Here is a 19,309-nt window from a genome sequence, read left to right on the forward strand (position 1 = left end):
TATGCAAAATGATCATCTAATCGTATTGGTTGAATGGGTACTTGCCTTCCCATTTCTTGCAGTTTTGTTTATTTATATCAGAGCTTTGTTCATGTCCAGCAAAAAAGGTAGGTATTGGCCTGTGTTCCGTTCGCTTTTTTGGTTTACCGGTGTATTTCTTTGCCTTATTTCTGTTGCAGGTCCAATGGTACATCTGGCACATGAAGACTTTCGGATACATATGATAGGGCATCTCTTTCTTGGTATGCTTGGTCCGTTATTGATGGCGCTTGGTGCTCCCATGAAACTGCTGCTGCGATCTCTTTCTATCCAACAGGCAAAAAGAATTACTCGGATTTTGCGCAGCCGACTACTTGGATTTCTAAGTAATCCTATTGTTACGGCAACCTTTAATATAGGTGGTCTGTGGATTCTTTATACAACTGATTTATTTAGAATGATGCATGAGAGCGCACCTCTGTATATCCTAGTCCATCTTCATATATTCCTATCGGGATATCTGTTTACCGTATCGCTGATTTATGTTGAACCGATTCCGCACAGAACCAGCTACCTATACCGCAGTATTATATTGGTGTTAGCGCTCGCCACTCACGGCATTCTATCGAAATATATTTATGCTCGACCACCGGAAGGCGTTCCCGCGGATAAAGCAGAAGCGGGTGGAATGCTGATGTATTATGGCGGTGATGCCATAGAACTGATGATTATAATTATACTTTGTTATCATTGGTACCGTGCCACATCCCCTAAGGAAAGGTTAAATGACAAAGGGTTTCCTATATCAGAATAGTAATTTCACCCCGGACTAATGCGTACATTTTCAATTTTGCAGTTCATTGAGGGCATAAAAACAACAGAGCTGCTCTATATCGATATTCGCTCAACTAGTAAAATAAAAAATGAGAATTTCTATAAAACTCTCTTATTAAAGTTTTGAAAACGAATTTCCTCATCCGGTTGCTATCTCCGAATAGGTAAGCGTCAAAAAAGTCCCACCAGCTTTAGTAGGTGGGACTTTTTGACGCTTTTGTTTTTGTCTGATTCGGATAAAACCCATACCTTTTCGAGTTAATAATAAATCAAAATATCCGAAAATTATTGACAAAATAATGGTAAGCGTTTACCATACAGATAGAAGTTAAATATGTTAACTGTTAATTGTTAACATATTTAACTTATCAGACAATTTCATTTGGAAGGGGGCCTGTTACTGGTGATGGGCATAAAGAAAAGTCATGTAAGTGATCAGGTTCTCGCGTATTTACGTAAGAAAATTATGCTGCAAGAGCTAAAAGAAGGTGATCATCTAAAGGAAACGGAATTGTCAAAGGAACTTAATGTTAGCCGAGGTCCTGTACGTGAGGCAATTGCGAAATTAGAGACGGAAGGTTTAGTTGATACACCGTCCAATGGTAGGACTGTTGTTGTTCATTTTTCTACTAGAGATATTAAAAATTTATATGATAGTAGAATTTTGTTAGAAAAGCAGGCACTAAACCAAATTGAATCAAGTGTATTAGAAGAAAGAAAAGACCAGTTATTTGCTTATGTTAAGCAAATGCAGAATTCCTTCAATAAAGGTGTTAGGGATATTCATACAGATTTAGCTTTTCACGGTTTACTTGTAGAAATGGCGAATAATAAAACATTAGTTCAATTATGGAATTCATTACAAGGAATCATACACACATTAATTGATGTTACTTCAGAATATGTGCAAATGCGCCAACAGGAAATAATCAATCAGCATAGTAAGATTCTCAATGCATTGGTTAATAGAGATGTTGAGAACGCCCAAGAATTATTAAGGCAGCATCTAGAAGAAGCCTCTAACTATTATACGAGTGCAGTTGAGAGTATAAATAAAGGAGGAGAAATATAACATGGTACAAGAGAAAGTGAAATGTGCAATTATTGGTTCAGGGAATATTGGAACAGACTTAATGTATAAGCTTTTTAGAAGTGACCAACTTGAGCCGTCAGTTATGATTGGAATTGATCCGAAATCAAAGGGATTAGCTAAAGCAAGAGAATTGGGATTACTTACTATCGATAATGGAATTGATGGATTTTTAGATCATGCAGATAAAGCGGAAATCGTGTTTGAAGCTACTTCTGCAAAAGCTCACGCGGCCAATGCACCTATTTTAAAGGAACTTGGAAAAAAAGCGATAGATTTAACTCCAGCAGCTGTTGGGCCGTTTATGGTACCTTCTGTAAGCCTAGATATGCATAACGTCGAAGAATTAGATAATGTAAATATGGTAACTTGTGGTGGCCAAGCAACTGTACCAATTGTTAAAGCTATTTCTGACGTTGTTCATGTTGAGTATGCAGAGATTGTAGCATCTATTTCAAGTAAGAGTGCTGGACCTGGTACAAGACAAAATATTGATGAATTTACGGAAACAACGGCAAAAGCATTAAAAGATGTAGGTGGTGCAGATGATTCAAAAGCTATCATTATCCTAAATCCTGCAGAACCTCCTATTTTAATGAGAAATACAATCTATGCAAAAATAGCTGAATCTTCAGCCGAAATAAATGAAGAAATTTTGGAAAGCTTAAATAAGATGCAAGCTGTTGTTCAAAGTTACGTGAAAGGATATCGCTTCAAGACTGACCCGGTAATTAAGGATAACGTTGTAACAGTAGCAGTCGAAGTGGAAGGTAATGGCGACTTCTTACCAAAATACTCTGGTAATCTGGATATTATCACATCTGCAGCTGTTAAAACCGGAGAAGTTATTGCGGATTCATTAGTTACGAAAGGGGTATCACAATGAGTGAGAAAAAAATTGTAATCAATGATGTAACGTTACGTGATGGAATGCATGCTATATCTCACCAATATTCTGTAGACCAAATTGCCGAATTAACTCAAGTATTAGACGAGGCTGGTGTGGATATTATTGAAGCTACACATGGGGATGGCTTAGGAGGAAGTTCCCTTCAATACGGTATGGCAAAAGAATCCGAGAAGGATATTATTACAACTGCTGTAAAGAATGCCAAACAAGCAAAAGTTGGTGTGTTGCTACTTCCTGGTATAGGTACAATTCAACATTTAAATAATGCTAGGGAATGGGGAGCATCTGTTGCACGTGTTGCAACACATTGTACGGAAGCAGATGTCTCCGAACAACATATTAAAGCTGCGGTAGATCTTGGAATGGACACTGTTGGATTTTTGATGATGTCTCATCGTGTTGAGCCTGAACAACTTTTAGAAGAAGCGAAAAAAATGGAGTCTTATGGTGCGGGAACTATCTATGTTGTTGACTCTGCCGGTGCATTAACTATGGATCAGGTAAAAAGTAGAGTAGCGTTATTTAAAGAAAATTTAAATACGAAGGTTGGGTTCCATGCACATAATAACCTGTCCTTAGGTATAGCTAATTCAATTGTTGCTATTGAAGAAGGTGCAGATAGAATTGATGCGAGCTTAGCTGGAATGGGAGCAGGAGCAGGCAATGCATCCTTAGAACAGCTAGTTGCTGTAATGAATAAGTTAGATATGTCTCATTCTGTAGATTTATATAAAGCGATGGATGCTGCAGAGAATATCATGAAGCCAATGATGAAACGTCCTGTACAGATTGACTCTTTAAGTTTAACACTAGGATATACTGGGGTTTATTCCAGCTTCCTTATGTTTGCTGAAAGAGCAGGTAAGGAATATGATGTGGACCCACGCGATATTCTAACTAGACTAGCAGAAATGGGAGCAGTTGGTGGTCAGGAAGATTGGATTATTGGGGTGGCACAGGAATTAGCGAAAGAAAAAGAAGCAGTATCTGTAAAATAAAAAGGTCATGAAGGAATACGCCTAAAACAAAACAAGGAATCTTATAGATTCCTTGTTTTTTTGATTAAAGTATAATAGTAGGATATTTATACTAGTTTGGATAAATCATTAATTATTTTATAAGCTGATTCATCCACATTTAGATCATCTGTATTAACCTTTAAATGATGATCTTGATAAATTGGTTGTCGTTCAATAAAAAGATCATGTATTTCGTTTATGGATTTCCCTTGTAAGTTAGGTCTTGTTCGAGTAAGATAGACAATCCTTTCTTTCCAGATATCCCAGGAAATATCTAGGAAAACAACAATTGATCTAGATAGGCATACATCTTTAACTTCTTTTTGAAGAAAAGCACCTCCGCCTATAGATATTACCAGATGTTTTTCTTTTGTATAATATTCAATCATTTCTCTTTCTTTTGCACGGAATGTTTTTTCACCATAGATTTTAAAAATCTCAGTTGTTGGCATATTAAATTCCTTTTCTATGACACTATCAATATCAATAAACTTACGGTTTAGCTTTTTTGCAAGTTCACGACCAATCGTAGTCTTTCCTACGCCCATGAAACCAATTAAAACAATACTTTTTTCATCCATACTAACAAGCCTCTCTATTTTATAGTATTAAGTGTAGTATAATCGAAATTTTAATTTTTGTAAAAACAGATAGAAAAAAATAACTTTAATCCGTATGGAAATAAAATATAGAAAGTATTGACTATTCCGTCATTCGAGAATAACATGAATGTAAACGTATACTCAATCACATGAACTAGGCGAAACGTTGTAGTTGAAAACGTATTAAATCATAAGAGGTGATGTTCATGAAATTAGCGAACTATATTTTTAAGGGAAAACCAGGGAGGAGTCGTATTGGATTCATACATAATGATAGGATAGTAGATATTCAAGAATCCTATCAGCGTTATTTAGTCAACAGTGGTGAGAATAATCTGGCCAATGATGTAGAATATATTCTTCCTTCCAATCCAGAGGTATTCTTTTCCAGAGGATTAAATATTTTGGATGAAGTAGAGAAAGCCTATAATTATGCTCAAGAGGGAGAAGTAGATTCCTATAGCTTGGATGAAGTAAGGTTGGAAACACCTAATCCTAATCCATCGAAAATTATATGTGTTGGGAAAAATTATGAAGAACATGTTGCAGAAGTGGATAGTGACTTACCGGATCATCCGGTACTCTTTGCTAAGTTTAATAATGCTTTAATTGGTCCGGAAGATGACATTGAAAAACCAAAGGACACGAAACAATATGATTATGAAGTGGAATTAGGTATTGTAATAGGAAAAGAAGCAACAAAAGTGAGTCGAGTAAATGCTTATGAGTATATATCAGGATATACCATTGGTAATGATATCTCAGCCCGTGATTTGCAATTTAGAACACAGGAATGGCTTCAAGGAAAAACATTGGATAATAGTACCCCGGTTGGTCCATGGGTCGTTACTAAGGATGAAATAGGGGATCCAACTAATTTATCCATCCGTGCGTTAGTCAATGGTGAAGAGCGGCAATCATCTAACACGAAATTTATGATTTTTGATATTCCATATTTGATGGAGTACATAACGAACCTTATTACATTAAAGCCGGGTGATATCATTCTAACAGGTACACCAGAAGGCGTTGGTTTAGGTATGAATCCACCAGGGTTTATTAATGATGGAGATATGGTGACTTTGGAAATTGAAAATATTGGTAAAATGGAGAATAGAGTTATAGAAAAATAAAAATATGTCGTACCAATGACTTAAAAGGATTAGGATGATTTCCTAATCCTTTTTTTCCATGAGAAGGTTTGTTTTGACGAATAATCAGAAAAAGTAACAATACCTATATTATAAAGATAAGCGATGATATTTAATATAAATGCTGGTATTCTTTTTGGGAAACATCTCTTTATATAAAATTTATCATACGCTTTTTTTAAATCCTCCCATTGTTTACACCCATTGGATTGTTTAAATCTCGCTACATCAATTAATTTAATGTTTCCATTTTTGGTTAAGATAATATTTCGAATGTGGACATCGGAAGGGGTTAATCCAACTTTTCTTGCTTTGGCAAGAGCGTTGTCAGTTTCTTTAATATATAATGGTTTAATCTCTATCCCTTTTGTTAGGCATTCAAATAAAGTATAGCCATCGATGTAATCAATAACTAGATAGTTTTGTCCATAATCATGTAAAGTAGGATAATAAATTATCCCTTTCAGCTTTTTATAAATATTAGCTTCTTCTACTGCGACCTTTTCATAGGCAGGGAAGAAGATTTTTATAGCTTTATTCGTTCCTTGAATTTTAAACACTACAGCACTTCTTCCTGTCCCAATATGCTTGAGTGAGGAATCCTGATGTAGGATAGAAATACGATTTCTCTTAACTTTTAGTTTTACACTGTTTGCTAAATCTTGGTATTGGTTCAAAAGGGATCTCCCTTCCTTACTGGTTTAAAATGTAAAGTGAATATTTAATTACTAGGGACTTACTTTATCCCTACTCAAAAGTTTTCAGTAGCATATGCCTTCATTAGAGGAGTATTAATAGTCGTTAATTTAGTTGTAAAAAGGTTGCTTATATCATTTTATTATATAAACCCGATTTGTATGAACTAATTTGTTTTGATGTAAACTTTTGCGATGATTTGAATTACTGGTATTTATTGAAAGGTGAGAAAGTATCAACCTTTATGGTTATTCCATTCGTAATCGGGAATAGCAGGAACCTGCCCCAGCACTTTTGTTCCCACAATATCATTGTAATCCTTTTCATATAGGTTAGTGACTTTTATTAGAAATAGTGGCAAAATAAAAACAAAGCCTTCATTGGGGGTGTGAAAGATGAAACACAGCTTGATTCAGCAACAGGTATTACAGTGGAAAATGAATCAATCGTTAATGCAATCGATAAATATATTGCAGTATACTAGTACAGAGCTAACAGAATATATTAACCAGCTGTCTAAGGAAAATCCTCTTATTGAGGAGGTAAATTATGATTATGAGATGGAAGACTATCGTCAGTCACATTCTTCTCAGCCGTCAATTGGCGAAATAAACAAAGCAGAATTAACGATGTATGAGCAATTAAAAAACCAGCTTGTTTCTTTGGATTATCCAAAAGCATTGAAACCAATCATTGAATATGGAATCGATTCAATAAATGATGATGGCTATTTGGCTGTTGAGTTAGAAGTATGGGCAGAAGATTGCGGAACATCGCTAGAAACGGTTGAAAAAGCATTACTTGTCATCCAAACATTAGAACCAGTGGGCATTGGGGCACGAACACTTACAGAATGTATTCTACTTCAATTGAAGCAAATGAAAACGTTTCATCCCTTTGTAGAGGATTTATTGGAATCCCATTTGGAATGGATTGCTGAAGAAGATGTCGATGCTATTGTAGAATTCTATAATACTACACGTTCTATCGCAGAAGAAGTAATTGATAACATTAAGCTCTGCCATCCGAAGCCTGGGTTGCTATTAGATACGAAGACCCCTGAGTACATCATTCCAGAAGCTGCTATCTATAAAGAAGATGGCGTATGGAAAATAAAGTTTTATAAATGGGCCACCCCATCCATTCAAATAAATCCAGAATATAAAAATATGATGGGATTAGAGAAAGAAGCAGAAAAATACCTTAAGGAAAAATACAAGCAAATAGAATGGCTAAAACAAGCTATTGGTTTTCGGACAAATACACTAGAAGGTATTATTCAAGATATCGTTCAGAAGCAGTACGCATTCTTTGAAGAGGGTACAATAAGACTTCAACCATTAACATTAAGGGAAATTGCTAAAGATGTAGGTATTCATATATCCACGGTCAGTAGGGCAATTAATCAAAAATATGTTCAAACACCTCATGGTGTGCTGCCAATAAAGTTTTTTTTCCAGTCCGGAGTTCGGCAAAGCAATGGAAAAAGTACGGCAGCAACAGCCATAAAACACCTTATATTTCAATTAATACACGAAGAAGATAAGAAAAAACCACTATCTGATCAATCTTTAAAAAATAAACTGGATGAAGAATATGGAATAAAAATTGCAAGAAGGACGGTTATGAAATATCGTGAACAATTACATATTCCATCATCAATGAAAAGGAGAAAAACGTAATGTTACATGTTATTTTTTACACGAAGGAAATCTGTTCTCTATGTGACGATGCCGAGGCATTGCTATCTTTATTTCAAAGGGATTATCCTTATGAGTTGGAGAGAAGGGATATTTATAAGAAGGATGAATGGCTAGAAAAATATCAGTTACAAATTCCTGTTGTTGAAGTAAATGGGAAACAGTTAAACTGTGAAGAAATAAATTATGATTCCTTAGAAAAATTATTAAAAGAGGAATACGAAATGCAGACCGGTAATTAATCGGTCTTTTTTTATTTTCATAGAGATTTTTTAATACATTAATTTCTGCACTCATTGATTTCCTCTCCAAACAGTTTCGCACCTTAGCGCATTGCTTCAGAATCAGTAGCGGTAAAAACGCATTAACTATATATGGCGGTTATTTTTAAATGCAAAGACAAAAAGAATCCTTGTTTATTTGAAATGATTTATGGAATGCTAAGGTCGTGTACTATCTATAAGTGTTATTCTGAACAGTTGATCATTCCTTCCAAGCATATTTTCACAAAAATATAAGGTTATATTATTTGTCAATTATTAAAACTATGCTATAATAAAAATTGACTGGGACATAATTCAACCGTACGGGACGTATTATGACCAGTGAGGAAGGGATTTTATATGAGAACTTTAACCGAATTGCAGAAAAAGCTTATACCCGATGTACTCGAGATTATGCAACGACGCTATTTTATTTTGCAAAGTGTTGAAAGCTTTCAACCGATAGGAAGAAGAGGTCTTGCAGGTAAAATGAATATAACGGAAAGAAATGTCCGAGCTGAGATTGATTTATTACATAAGCAAGGGCTAATCGATATAACATCAAAGGGTATGTATATTTCAAAAGAGGGTAAATTAATTCTTGAACAATTATCTGAAATGATGAAGGAAATTGTCGGATTATCTCATTTAGAAAAACAAATTCGGGAAAAGTTAAATGTGAAAAAAGTCATTATTGTACCTGGTGATAGTGATGAACATGGATGGGTTAAGCAAGAAATGGGAAAAGCTTGTGTATCTTTTCTTAAGACGATTATTCATACTCATTCAACCATTGCTGTGACTGGTGGAACAACAATGGCTGCTATTGCTGAGGTCATGTCTCCGTTAAGTAATGATGCGGAATGTTTGTTTGTTCCAGCTCGAGGTGGAGTTGGTGAAAAAGCAGCAGAAAGTCAAGCTAGTAGAATTGTAGCAGAGATGGCTAAGAAAGCAAATGGCGATTATCGTCTGCTATATGCTCCGGATCCAATAAGTGAATCTTCCTATCAAAACTTGATTAATGAACCGGTGATTCGAGAGATTTTGGAGCAAATCCGACATGCAAATATTGTTATTCATGGTATTGGAGATGCTAAAACGATGGCTAAGCGCCGTAAGACATCGGAAAAAGTTATGGATAAATTAACAGCCAATCATGCGGCAAGTGAGGCATTTGGTTATTACTTCGACCAGGAAGGAAATATAGTCCATAAGGTTCGTACTATAGGTCTTCAATTAGAGGATTTAGCATCTATTGAAAATGTGATAGCTGTCGCCGGTGGAAAGTCGAAGGCAGAAGCAATTGTTTCTTATTTTAAACAAGGAAAAAGTGATTTGCTTATCACAGATGAAGCAGTAGCAGAGGAGATTTTAAGAGGTTAAACCTCTTTTAATTCATATATAAATATATTCAAAAATTAGGAGGAATTTCTAATGGCAGTAAAAGTAGGTATAAATGGTTTTGGAAGAATTGGACGTAATGTGTTTCGTCAAGCAATGAAAAATGATGAAGTAGAAATTGTTGCAGTTAATGACTTAACTGATGCAAATATGTTAGCACATCTTTTAAAATATGATTCTGTTCATGGAGCACTAGAGGAAGAAGTTACTGTAAATGGTTCAAATATTGCAGTAGGTGGAAAAGAATTTCAAGTACTTTCCGAGCGTGATCCTGCACAATTAGGTTGGGGAGATCTCGGTGTAGATATCGTTATCGAATCTACTGGACGCTTTACAAATGGAGAAGATGCTAAAAAACATATCGAAGCTGGGGCGAAGAAAGTAATTATTTCAGCACCTGCAAAAAATGAAGATTTAACAATTGTAATGGGTGTTAACCAAGATAAATATGATCCAAGTCAACACAATGTTGTATCTAATGCATCTTGTACAACAAACTGTCTAGCACCATTTGCTAAAGTACTTAATGATACATTCGGAATTAAACGTGGATTAATGACGACTATCCACTCTTATACAAATGACCAACAAATACTTGATTTACCACATAAAGACTATCGTCGTGCTCGTGCAGCTGCGGAGAATATTATCCCAACAACTACTGGTGCTGCAAAAGCGGTAAGTTTAGTATTACCTGAATTAGAAGGTAAATTAAATGGTATGGCAGTACGTGTACCAACTCCAGATGGTTCTTTAACAGACCTTGTAGCAGAGCTTGATAAAACAGCAACAGTTGAAGACATTAACAATGCATTTAGAGAAGCTGCTGAAGGTCCATTAAAAGGTGTTCTAGAATATAGTGAAGCTCCACTTGTATCTAGAGACATCGTAGGAAACACACACTCTTCCATTGTTGATGGCTTATCTACAATGGTAATGGAAGATAACATGGTAAAAGTTGTTTCTTGGTATGATAACGAAATGGGTTATTCTACTCGCTGTGTAGACTTAGCAGCTTTTATTGCAAAACAAGGACTATAGGAAATAAGGGGAAGGCGGATTTTAAAGCTGAAGCCTCGTTTCTAAAATATACCTAAAAGGGGAGGAGGGAGCTCCTCTCCTTTTTACATTTTTGTAATGAAGTAATACCTCTATTTGTTATATAATGGATAATGAGATAAAATTTGGTAGAACCTAACGACAGTAGATATCGTACATATTAAGTTAGGAAATAGGAGGCTGTAAATTGAATAAGAAAACACTTAAAGACCTTGATGTAAAAGGAAAAAAAGTTTTTTGTCGTGTTGATTTTAATGTTCCTATGAAGGATGGACAGGTAACAGATGATACACGAATTAAAGCAGCATTACCTACGATTAAGCATTTATCAGATGCTGGCGCAAAAGTCATATTAGCAAGTCACCTCGGGCGTCCTAAGGGTGAGGTTGTTGAAGAATTACGCTTAGATCCAGTAGCTAAACGATTGAGTGATTTAACTGGAAAAGATGTAGTAAAAACAGATGCTGTTTATGGAAATGAAGTTAATGAAGCGATTTCTGGACTTAGTGATGGCGACTTATTACTTATTGAGAATGTCCGTTTTGAAACTGGTGAGGAAAAAAATGATCCCGAATTAGCACAAAGTTTTGCAGATATGGCAGATCTATATGTGAACGATGCATTTGGTGCGGCCCATCGTGCACATGCATCCACTACAGGAGTTGCAGAAAAATTACCTGCTGCAGCTGGTTTCTTAATGGAAAAAGAAATTAGTGTACTAGGAAAGGCATTAGAGAATCCTGAACGTCCATTTACGGCAATCATTGGTGGTGCAAAGGTAAAAGATAAAATAAATGTTATCGATAATCTATTAGATAAAGTAGATAATTTGATTATCGGTGGTGGACTAGCTTATACCTTTGTTAAAGCTCAAGGTCATGAAATTGGAAAATCTCTATTAGAAGAGGATAAAATCGATTTGGCTAAAGAGTTTATGCAAAAGGCCGAAGAAAAAGGTGTCAATTTTGTTTTACCCATGGACGTCATTGTAGCTGACGATTTTTCTGAAGAGGCTAATACACAAGAAGTTCCAATTGATCAGATTCCAAGTGATTGGGAAGCACTTGATATTGGACCAAAAACCCGTGAGAAATACAGTCAAATCGTTGCAGATTCCAAGCTTGTCATTTGGAACGGACCAATGGGAGTATTTGAAATAAATGTCTTTGCAAATGGTACGAAAGCCGTTGCTGAAGCATTAGCCAGTACAAATGGCTATACTATTATTGGTGGTGGTGATTCCGCAGCAGCCGTTGAGAAATTTGACTTAGCTGAACAAATGGATCATGTATCAACTGGTGGAGGTGCTTCCTTAGAATTTATGGAAGGAAAAGTACTACCAGGAGTAGCAGCACTTAACGAGAAGTAATCAAACTAAACTATATTTCTTCTAGAGGTGAGATAATGCGCAATAAAGTAATAGCTGGTAACTGGAAAATGAACAAAGTGTTATCAGAGGCAAATGGTTTTGTAGATGAAGTAACAAGCAAGGTACCAAATAGCGACCAAGTGGAAGCAATTATTTGTGCACCATTCCCGTTTTTAGCTTCACTCGTAGAGAAGACAAACGGTTCTAAGGTGAAAATTGCTGCACAAAATATGCACTATGAGGAAAGTGGTGCATTTACTGGTGAGGTTAGTCCAGTTATGTTGAAAGACTTAGGTGTTACACATGTTGTTCTTGGACATTCCGAACGCCGTGAGTATTTCGCAGAGACGGACGAAACAGTAAACAAAAAGACACATGCTGCTTTTCAACATGGTTTAACTCCAATTGTTTGTGTTGGGGAAACATTGGAGCAACGAGAAGCAAATGAAACAAAAACGCTTGTTGAGGGACAGGTTAAGAAAGCTCTTGACGGCCTATCTGAAGAACAGGTAGCTAAAACAATTATTGCTTATGAGCCAATTTGGGCAATTGGAACAGGCAAAACGGCTTCAAGTGAGGATGCGAATGAAGTATGTGCCCATATCCGAAATGTGGTTAAAGAAGTGACTTCTCAAGAAATTGCGGAAAAAATGGTTATTCAGTATGGGGGAAGTGTCAAACCGGCAAATGTTGATGAACTCTTAGCACAATCTGATATTGATGGTGCACTAGTTGGTGGTGCAAGCCTTGAGGCTGATTCCTTCTTACAGCTTGTGGAGGCAGGTACAAAATGAGTGACAATAAGTTAGCTGCATTGATTATTTTAGATGGATTCGCATTTCGTGACGAGCAGTTTGGTAATGCAGTAGCACAAGCGAAAAAGCCTAATTTTGATCGGTACTGGAACCAATATGCTCATAACCAATTACAAGCAAGTGGTGAGGCAGTTGGTTTACCAGATGGTCAAATGGGGAACTCAGAGGTTGGTCATTTGAACATTGGAGCAGGTAGAATCGTTTACCAAAGCTTGACACGTGTGAATTTATCGATAAAAGAAGGCGAATTTTTCCAAAAAGGAGCCTTTCTAAAATCCATTCAACATGCGAAGGATAATAATCGTGCCCTCCATTTATTTGGTTTATTATCAGATGGTGGTGTACATAGTCACATTAATCATTTATTCGCTTTATTAAAACTTGCAAGTGATCAAGGGTTAGATAAGGTTTATGTACATGCCTTTTTAGATGGACGTGATGTAGGACCACAAACGGCAGAAAAATATATTAAAGAAACAGAAGAAAAAATGAAGGAATTAGGTGTGGGGCAATTTGCAACTATTTCTGGTCGTTATTATTCGATGGATCGGGACAAACGTTGGGATCGTGTGAAAAAATCATATGATGCCATGGTTTACGGTGAAGGTCCAACCTATCGTACACCAATGGAAGTCATTGAAGATTCGTATAAAAACGGAATCCATGATGAGTTTGTTATTCCATCCGTAATGTTGGATGAAAACGGGGAACCGGTTGGAAAAGTTGAAGATAATGATTCTATTATTTTCTACAACTTCCGTCCAGACCGTGCCATTCAGATTTCACGTACATTTGCAAACGATGATTTCCATGATTTTGATCGAGGAGAAGGTGTACCGAAAAATCTAGACTTTACGATGTTAACTGAGTTTAGTGAATCAGTGGATGGTTATGTAGCGTACAAGCCAGTTAACTTAGATAATACGGTTGGTGAGGTACTTTCTCAGAATAACTTAAAACAGCTACGAATTGCTGAAACGGAAAAATATCCACATGTAACCTTTTTCATGAGTGGTGGACGTGAACAGGAGTTTGATGGTGAAAAACGTATCCTTATTGATTCACCAAAGGTTGCAACATATGACTTGAAACCTGAGATGAGTGCATATGAAGTAACGGACGCGTTATTAAAAGAACTTGACTCAGAAAATAGACCAAATGCCATCATTTTAAACTTTGCAAACCCGGATATGGTAGGACATTCTGGAATGCTAGAGCCAACGATTAAAGCAATCGAAGCGGTGGATGAATGCCTCGGAAAAGTAGTTGATAAAATTAAAGAACTAGGTGGTAATGCAATTATTACTGCCGACCATGGTAATTCAGATGAAGTGGTGACAAAAGAAGGGAACCCTATGACAGCACATACGACAAACCCGGTTCCTGTTATTGTTACAAAAGAAGATATAGAATTACGTGATGGAGGAATCTTAGCTGATTTATCTCCAACATTACTTAATTTATTAGAAGTCGATAAACCTGAAGAAATGACTGGTAGTTCATTAATTAAGAAATAAATAGAATGATAAAGATCACTATAAAGATAATTAAACCATTATAGGTAATTAAATAATAACAATAAGGAGTGTCATGGATATGCCATACATTACAGACGTATATGCTCGCGAAGTTTTAGACTCTCGCGGTAATCCAACAGTTGAGGTAGAAATTTATACAGAATCAGGTGCTTTTGGTCGTGCATTGGTACCAAGTGGTGCTTCTACTGGTGAATATGAAGCAGTGGAATTACGTGATGGAGATAAAGACCGTTATCTTGGTAAAGGAGTACTTCAAGCAGTTAAAAATGTAAATGAAGTAATCGCTCCAGAACTTCTTGGAATGGATGTAACTCGTCAAAACATTATCGATTCCATCATGATTGAATTAGATGGTACAGATAACAAAGGAAAATTAGGTGCAAACGCAATCCTTGGTGTTTCCATGGCTTGTGCCCGAGCAGCAGCTAGTTTACTTGATATTCCTCTATATAACTATTTAGGTGGATTCAATGCGAAAACTCTACCGACACCAATGATGAACATTTTAAATGGTGGAGAGCATGCAGATAACAATGTTGACATACAAGAGTTTATGATTATGCCAGTTGGTGCGGAAACCTTTAAAGAAGCACTTCGCATGGGTGCAGAAATTTTCCATTCCTTGAAGAAAGTATTAGGATCAAAAGGTTATAATACAGCTGTTGGAGATGAAGGTGGATTTGCTCCGGACTTAGGGTCAAATGAAGAAGCATTACAAACTATCGTAGAGGCTATTGAAACTGCTGGTTATAAAGCAGGCGAAGAAGTGAAGCTCGCAATGGATGTTGCTTCCTCCGAAATTTATGAGAATGGCAAGTATAATCTTAAAGGTGAAGGCGTAGTTCGTACATCAGTAGAAATGGTTGACTGGTATGAAGAAATGGTCAATAAATATCCAATCATCTCTATTGAAGATGGTTTAGATGAAAATGATTGGGAAGGTCACAAGCTATTAACAGATCGAATCGGAGATCGTGTTCAATTAGTTGGGGATGACTTATTTGTAACGAATACGAAGAAGCTTGCACAAGGTATTGAACAAGGTGTAGGAAACTCCATCCTTATTAAAGTAAACCAAATTGGTTCATTAACCGAAACTTTTGAAGCAATTGAAATGGCAAAACGTGCTGGTTATACAGCAGTAATTTCACACCGTTCTGGTGAAACAGAAGATTCGACTATTGCTGATATTGCTGTTGCAACAAATGCAGGACAAATTAAAACAGGTGCACCGTCACGTACAGATCGTGTAGCAAAATACAACCAGTTACTGCGTATTGAAGATGAATTAGCTGGCATGGGTATCTATGGTGGATTAGATTCATTCTACAATTTAAAAAAATAAATTCGATAAATTTTATCGAAGTAATTAGAAAAAAAACGTTTAGATCACTCGGTGGTCTAAACGTTTTTTAAATGTTGTTATCTTTTTCAGTATATTTTCCCTCATTTATCACAGGTAGAGGTAAAAAGTTTCAGTTAGACTATCGTAAACTTTATGACAATAATAACTGGAAAGCGAATTCGATGAGGTAATCACAAAACAACACTCCTGCATCATATTAATGAGCATAGAAACTTATAACGGGAGAGGTTAAATGTGGCACAGAAGGTATTGCTTTTTGCAGATGTAGGAATCGATGATACGATTGCTATCATTTATTCATATTTAAATAGTGAAATAGATATTGTTGGGATAGTAGCTGATTATGGAAATATCCCAAGAGAAAATGCAGTAGATAATATTCTATACGTACAAAGCTTATTTGAATCACAAGAGGTTGAGGACATAAGCGTTTTTGCTGGGGCCGAAATACCGATGACCGCAGAAGTTCCTGAGTTTGTTCCTGAAATCCATGGAGAATATGGACTTGGACCTATTACACCACCGACAGCCGAACAAACGCAGTTGTTTGAGAATTTCTTTAGCATTGTAAATATTATTGAAGAATACCAAGATGATTTAATTATTGTTAATATAGGTCGATTAACTTCTCTTGCCACTTTATTTTTGCTGTATCGTGACTTAATGACTAATGTGAAAAGGTATTTTCTTATGGGGGGAGCTTTTTGGGTTCCGGGAAATGTAACAGCAGTTTCCGAAGCGAATTTTCATGGAGATCCAGTTGCAGCACAGATTCTTTTAACCTATGCCGATAGCGTTACCATTATCCCTTTAAATGTAACAGAGCGAGCTATAGCAACCCCTGAGATGGTAAATTATATTGATAGAGTCGGTCAAGTTCCACTTGTCAAAACGTTAATTGATTATTATTATGACTTTTATAAGGAGAGAAATCCAGATATTTTGGGAAGTCCATTACACGACGTTTTAACGGTGATGGCAGTTAATCATGAAGATATGTTTACCTTTCATAACTTACCTGTTCATGTTGTTCAAGCAACAGAAGGTACAGAACGTGGACAAAGCATAGCAGATATTAGACCATTTGGGAATTTAGAGGAAGAAGCGGAAATAGAAGTAAAGCATCATCGGATTGCATTTCAACTTGATTATCCCAAATTTTTTAATCGATTTATGACAGTAATGACAGGTCAACAGTTTATATAAAATAAATATTGTAAGTTCCTGGATGTTGTTAATTTTACTAAATTAAAGTAAGTCGAAACTAACAAGAAGAGTCTGTTTCCTCATCATAGAAAGGGGGGATTCAGGCTATTTCCTTTTAGAATAAACAGATTTTCAAATAAATAATTTTAAAAAATAACATCCAAATATACGAATTGTTCCCTATTTAAATAATCTTTGACAATTACCTTGAACACATTTAAAATATGAACATATACTAATATATGCATATAGCGAAAAGGAAATTTAAGATTAGATTTGTTTATAAAAGGGAGGGGATAATAATGGAAGACACTAATGAAAATGGGAAATTAGATCAAAATGATTTAGATGAAGAAACTTTATTTGTTGTATCACAAACGTTTAAAGCATTAGGAGATCCAACTAGAATTCGAATTTTAAATTTACTTTTTCAAAATGAATTCTCGGTAAATAATATAGCGGAAACGTTACATCTAAGACAATCGACTGTTTCCCATCAGTTGCGTTTTTTGAAAAATTTACGCTTGGTAAAATATCGTAGAGAAGGTACATCATTGTATTATTCTCATGATGACGAACATGTTATGAACATACTGAAACAAACGATAGATCATGCTAGACATTAGTTAATTCAGATTTCGAGTAAAAAAACTTGCTTTTGTTAGATCTAGTGAGGAGTGCTTAAAAATGGGACATGAGCATAATCATTCACATGGAGCGAATAAGAAGGCATTAATGATTAGTTTTATTATTATTACTACATTCATGATTGTGGAAGCAATTGGTGGTTTCCTTACCAACAGTCTTGCATTGTTATCTGATGCGGGGCATATGCTAAGTGACGCTGTTTCGCTAGGGGTTGGATTCTTAGCCTTTACTCTTGGGGAAAGAGTTGCAAACCATAACAAAACGTATGGATATAAAAGGTTTGAAATACTAGCAGCTGTTTTTAATGGGGTAACCTTAATACTAATTTCCATTTATATATTTTATGAAGCATATAAGCGTTTTGCGGCTCCCCCTGAAATTGCCTCGATGGGTATGTTAATTATTGCATCACTAGGTTTATTAGTAAATGTCATCGTTGCATGGATTTTAATGAGAGGGGACACAGAAGAGAATTTAAATCTAAGAGCAGCATTTCTTCATGTAATTGGTGATTTACTTGGCTCAGTTGGTGCAGTAACTGCAGCGTTATTAATAATGTTTTTCGGTTGGAGTTGGGCTGACCCAGTGGCTAGTATAGTAGTAGCGATTCTTGTCTTGGTTAGTGGTTGGAGGGTAAGTAAGGATGCTGTCCATGTTTTAATGGAGGGGACCCCAAAAAATGTGGATTTGCAAGATATAATAAAAACAATAGAGGATGTTAAAGGGGTAATAAGTATTCATGATTTACATGTCTGGAGTATTACGAGTGGACAAAATGCTCTTTCCTGTCACGCTGTAGTGAACGGAGATTTATCAATTATTGAAACTCAAAAGATATTGAGAGCAATAGAGCATGAATTGGAATATAAAGGCATCGGTCATGTAACCATTCAATTAGAAAATAAAGATCATCCACATGAAGACTCATTTATGTGTCAAAATGAATTTGACATCTCAGCACATAGCCATGAACATTAAAACCTCCTTTTTAGGAAGAAGGAGGTTTTTTAATTTATTGAGAAGCCCCCCACAATATCATAAAATTAGAGAAAAAGAAGGGGATGGAGAATATGTTACAAACAATAAAAGAACGTCGATCCATACATAGTTTTAAAGATGAGGAAGTTGATACAGATATTTTAAAAGAAATTTTTACTTATGGATCATATGCGCCAACTCATTATATGAAAGAGCCTTGGAATATAAAATTGTATCAGGGAAGAGGTCGAGATGGGTTTATTGATTCCATCCTTAAAAGTTATCAACGGATTGGAATGATAAAAAAGGATAATGCTCCAAAAACGTTGAAAATGATGGATTCGATGAAACAGTTTTTATTAGAAATACCCCATCATGCAGTCATTTATCTTGAAAAAGAAGCTAATGCTATAAGGAACGAAGAAAATTATGCCGCAGTTTGTGCTTTTATTCAAAATGCTCAATTAGCAGCATGGGAATATGGGGTTGGTATGCTATGGACGATTACTCCTTACATGCATGATCCGGAATTTTTACAGGAAATTGATTTGGAAGATGAACAGGTTAAAATCGCTGCAGTCATGCAAATTGGCTATCCGAAGAAAGTAAAACAGGATAGAGGTAGAACACCTATCGATGAGAAATTAGAAATCATTGAGTAGGTTTATTAAAAAACACCATACTC

General features: G+C 35.9%; 19 protein-coding genes. 17 read left to right on the forward strand and 2 right to left on the reverse strand.

Features of this window, described 5'->3' with window-relative positions:
* The first annotated feature begins 1 nt into the window (after window position 1).
* From CAO17_RS03205 to dmpG, 4 genes are all read left to right on the forward strand, one after another.
* On the forward strand, window positions 2-793 hold the full coding sequence (locus CAO17_RS03205; RefSeq protein ID WP_085991381.1) for a cytochrome c oxidase assembly protein: 792 nt from the start codon (window positions 2-4) through the stop codon (window positions 791-793).
* A gap of 426 nt (window positions 794-1,219) precedes the next feature.
* Entirely contained in the window at window positions 1,220-1,885 is a 666-nt protein-coding gene (locus CAO17_RS03210) for a GntR family transcriptional regulator (RefSeq protein ID WP_085991382.1), read from the forward strand.
* Window position 1,886: 1 nt separating this feature from the next.
* Window positions 1,887-2,789, forward strand: coding sequence for an acetaldehyde dehydrogenase (acetylating) (locus tag CAO17_RS03215; protein ID WP_085991383.1), 903 nt, complete (start codon window positions 1,887-1,889; stop codon window positions 2,787-2,789).
* Window positions 2,786-3,811, forward strand: coding sequence for a 4-hydroxy-2-oxovalerate aldolase (gene dmpG / locus CAO17_RS03220; RefSeq protein WP_085991384.1), 1,026 nt, complete (start codon window positions 2,786-2,788; stop codon window positions 3,809-3,811). Before CAO17_RS03215 ends, dmpG begins: the two co-directional genes overlap by 4 nt.
* An 86-nt stretch (window positions 3,812-3,897) precedes the next feature.
* Here the strand turns inward: dmpG and CAO17_RS03225 are convergent, their stop codons facing one another.
* Window positions 3,898-4,413 carry a shikimate kinase gene (locus tag CAO17_RS03225; protein ID WP_085991385.1) on the reverse strand — a complete coding sequence of 172 codons (516 nt, stop codon included), beginning with the start codon at window positions 4,411-4,413 and terminating at the stop codon, window positions 3,898-3,900.
* Between the two features lie 227 nt (window positions 4,414-4,640).
* On the opposite strand from CAO17_RS03225, the gene CAO17_RS03230 reads away from it, so the two are divergent.
* A complete protein-coding gene (locus CAO17_RS03230; protein ID WP_085991386.1) occupies window positions 4,641-5,567 on the forward strand; it encodes a fumarylacetoacetate hydrolase family protein in 927 nt (308 codons plus the stop codon).
* Between the two features lie 29 nt (window positions 5,568-5,596).
* Here CAO17_RS03230 and CAO17_RS03235 read toward each other — a convergent pair whose 3' ends face one another.
* A complete protein-coding gene (locus CAO17_RS03235; RefSeq protein WP_085991387.1) occupies window positions 5,597-6,262 on the reverse strand; it encodes a serine/threonine protein kinase in 666 nt (221 codons plus the stop codon).
* 414 nt (window positions 6,263-6,676) lie between these two features.
* Here CAO17_RS03235 and rpoN point away from each other — a divergent pair, with 414 nt between their 5' ends.
* The 12 genes from rpoN to CAO17_RS03295 all read left to right on the forward strand — a co-directional run bounded on the left by rpoN (window position 6,677) and on the right by CAO17_RS03295 (window position 19,286).
* The gene (gene rpoN, locus CAO17_RS03240) at window positions 6,677-7,963 is read left to right on the forward strand and encodes an RNA polymerase factor sigma-54 (protein WP_085991388.1); all 1,287 of its coding nucleotides are present in this window, start codon (window positions 6,677-6,679) and stop codon (window positions 7,961-7,963) included.
* A complete protein-coding gene (locus tag CAO17_RS03245) occupies window positions 7,963-8,223 on the forward strand; it encodes a glutaredoxin family protein (protein ID WP_085991389.1) in 261 nt (86 codons plus the stop codon). The genes rpoN and CAO17_RS03245 overlap by 1 nt, the downstream gene beginning before the upstream one ends.
* A gap of 381 nt (window positions 8,224-8,604) precedes the next feature.
* Window positions 8,605-9,627: a sugar-binding transcriptional regulator gene (locus tag CAO17_RS03250; RefSeq protein WP_085991390.1), complete on the forward strand. Its 1,023-nt coding sequence runs from the start codon at window positions 8,605-8,607 to the stop codon at window positions 9,625-9,627.
* A gap of 51 nt (window positions 9,628-9,678) precedes the next feature.
* Window positions 9,679-10,686 carry a type I glyceraldehyde-3-phosphate dehydrogenase gene (gap, locus tag CAO17_RS03255; protein WP_085991391.1) on the forward strand — a complete coding sequence of 336 codons (1,008 nt, stop codon included), beginning with the start codon at window positions 9,679-9,681 and terminating at the stop codon, window positions 10,684-10,686.
* A gap of 205 nt (window positions 10,687-10,891) precedes the next feature.
* Window positions 10,892-12,073 carry a phosphoglycerate kinase gene (locus CAO17_RS03260; RefSeq protein ID WP_085991392.1) on the forward strand — a complete coding sequence of 394 codons (1,182 nt, stop codon included), beginning with the start codon at window positions 10,892-10,894 and terminating at the stop codon, window positions 12,071-12,073.
* Window positions 12,074-12,108: 35 nt separating this feature from the next.
* On the forward strand, window positions 12,109-12,867 hold the full coding sequence (gene tpiA / locus CAO17_RS03265) for a triose-phosphate isomerase (protein ID WP_085991393.1): 759 nt from the start codon (window positions 12,109-12,111) through the stop codon (window positions 12,865-12,867).
* Entirely contained in the window at window positions 12,864-14,405 is a 1,542-nt protein-coding gene (gpmI, locus tag CAO17_RS03270; RefSeq protein WP_085991394.1) for a 2,3-bisphosphoglycerate-independent phosphoglycerate mutase, read from the forward strand. The genes tpiA and gpmI overlap by 4 nt, the downstream gene beginning before the upstream one ends.
* A 79-nt stretch (window positions 14,406-14,484) precedes the next feature.
* Window positions 14,485-15,771, forward strand: a complete 1,287-nt coding sequence (gene eno / locus CAO17_RS03275; RefSeq protein WP_085991395.1) for a phosphopyruvate hydratase — start codon at window positions 14,485-14,487, stop codon at window positions 15,769-15,771.
* Between the two features lie 255 nt (window positions 15,772-16,026).
* Window positions 16,027-16,998 (forward strand): nucleoside hydrolase, encoded by a 972-nt coding sequence (locus CAO17_RS03280; protein WP_085991396.1) that lies wholly within the window; start codon window positions 16,027-16,029, stop codon window positions 16,996-16,998.
* Window positions 16,999-17,300: 302 nt separating this feature from the next.
* Window positions 17,301-17,624, forward strand: a complete 324-nt coding sequence (locus CAO17_RS03285; RefSeq protein WP_085991397.1) for an ArsR/SmtB family transcription factor — start codon at window positions 17,301-17,303, stop codon at window positions 17,622-17,624.
* Between the two features lie 61 nt (window positions 17,625-17,685).
* Window positions 17,686-18,624, forward strand: coding sequence for a cation diffusion facilitator family transporter (locus CAO17_RS03290; protein ID WP_085991398.1), 939 nt, complete (start codon window positions 17,686-17,688; stop codon window positions 18,622-18,624).
* 92 nt (window positions 18,625-18,716) lie between these two features.
* Entirely contained in the window at window positions 18,717-19,286 is a 570-nt protein-coding gene (locus CAO17_RS03295) for a nitroreductase family protein (RefSeq protein WP_085991399.1), read from the forward strand.
* Window positions 19,287-19,309: the final 23 nt, after the last annotated feature.

Source organism: Oceanobacillus senegalensis, from assembly GCF_900176885.1.
Taxonomy (GTDB): domain Bacteria; phylum Bacillota; class Bacilli; order Bacillales; family Amphibacillaceae; genus Oceanobacillus; species Oceanobacillus senegalensis.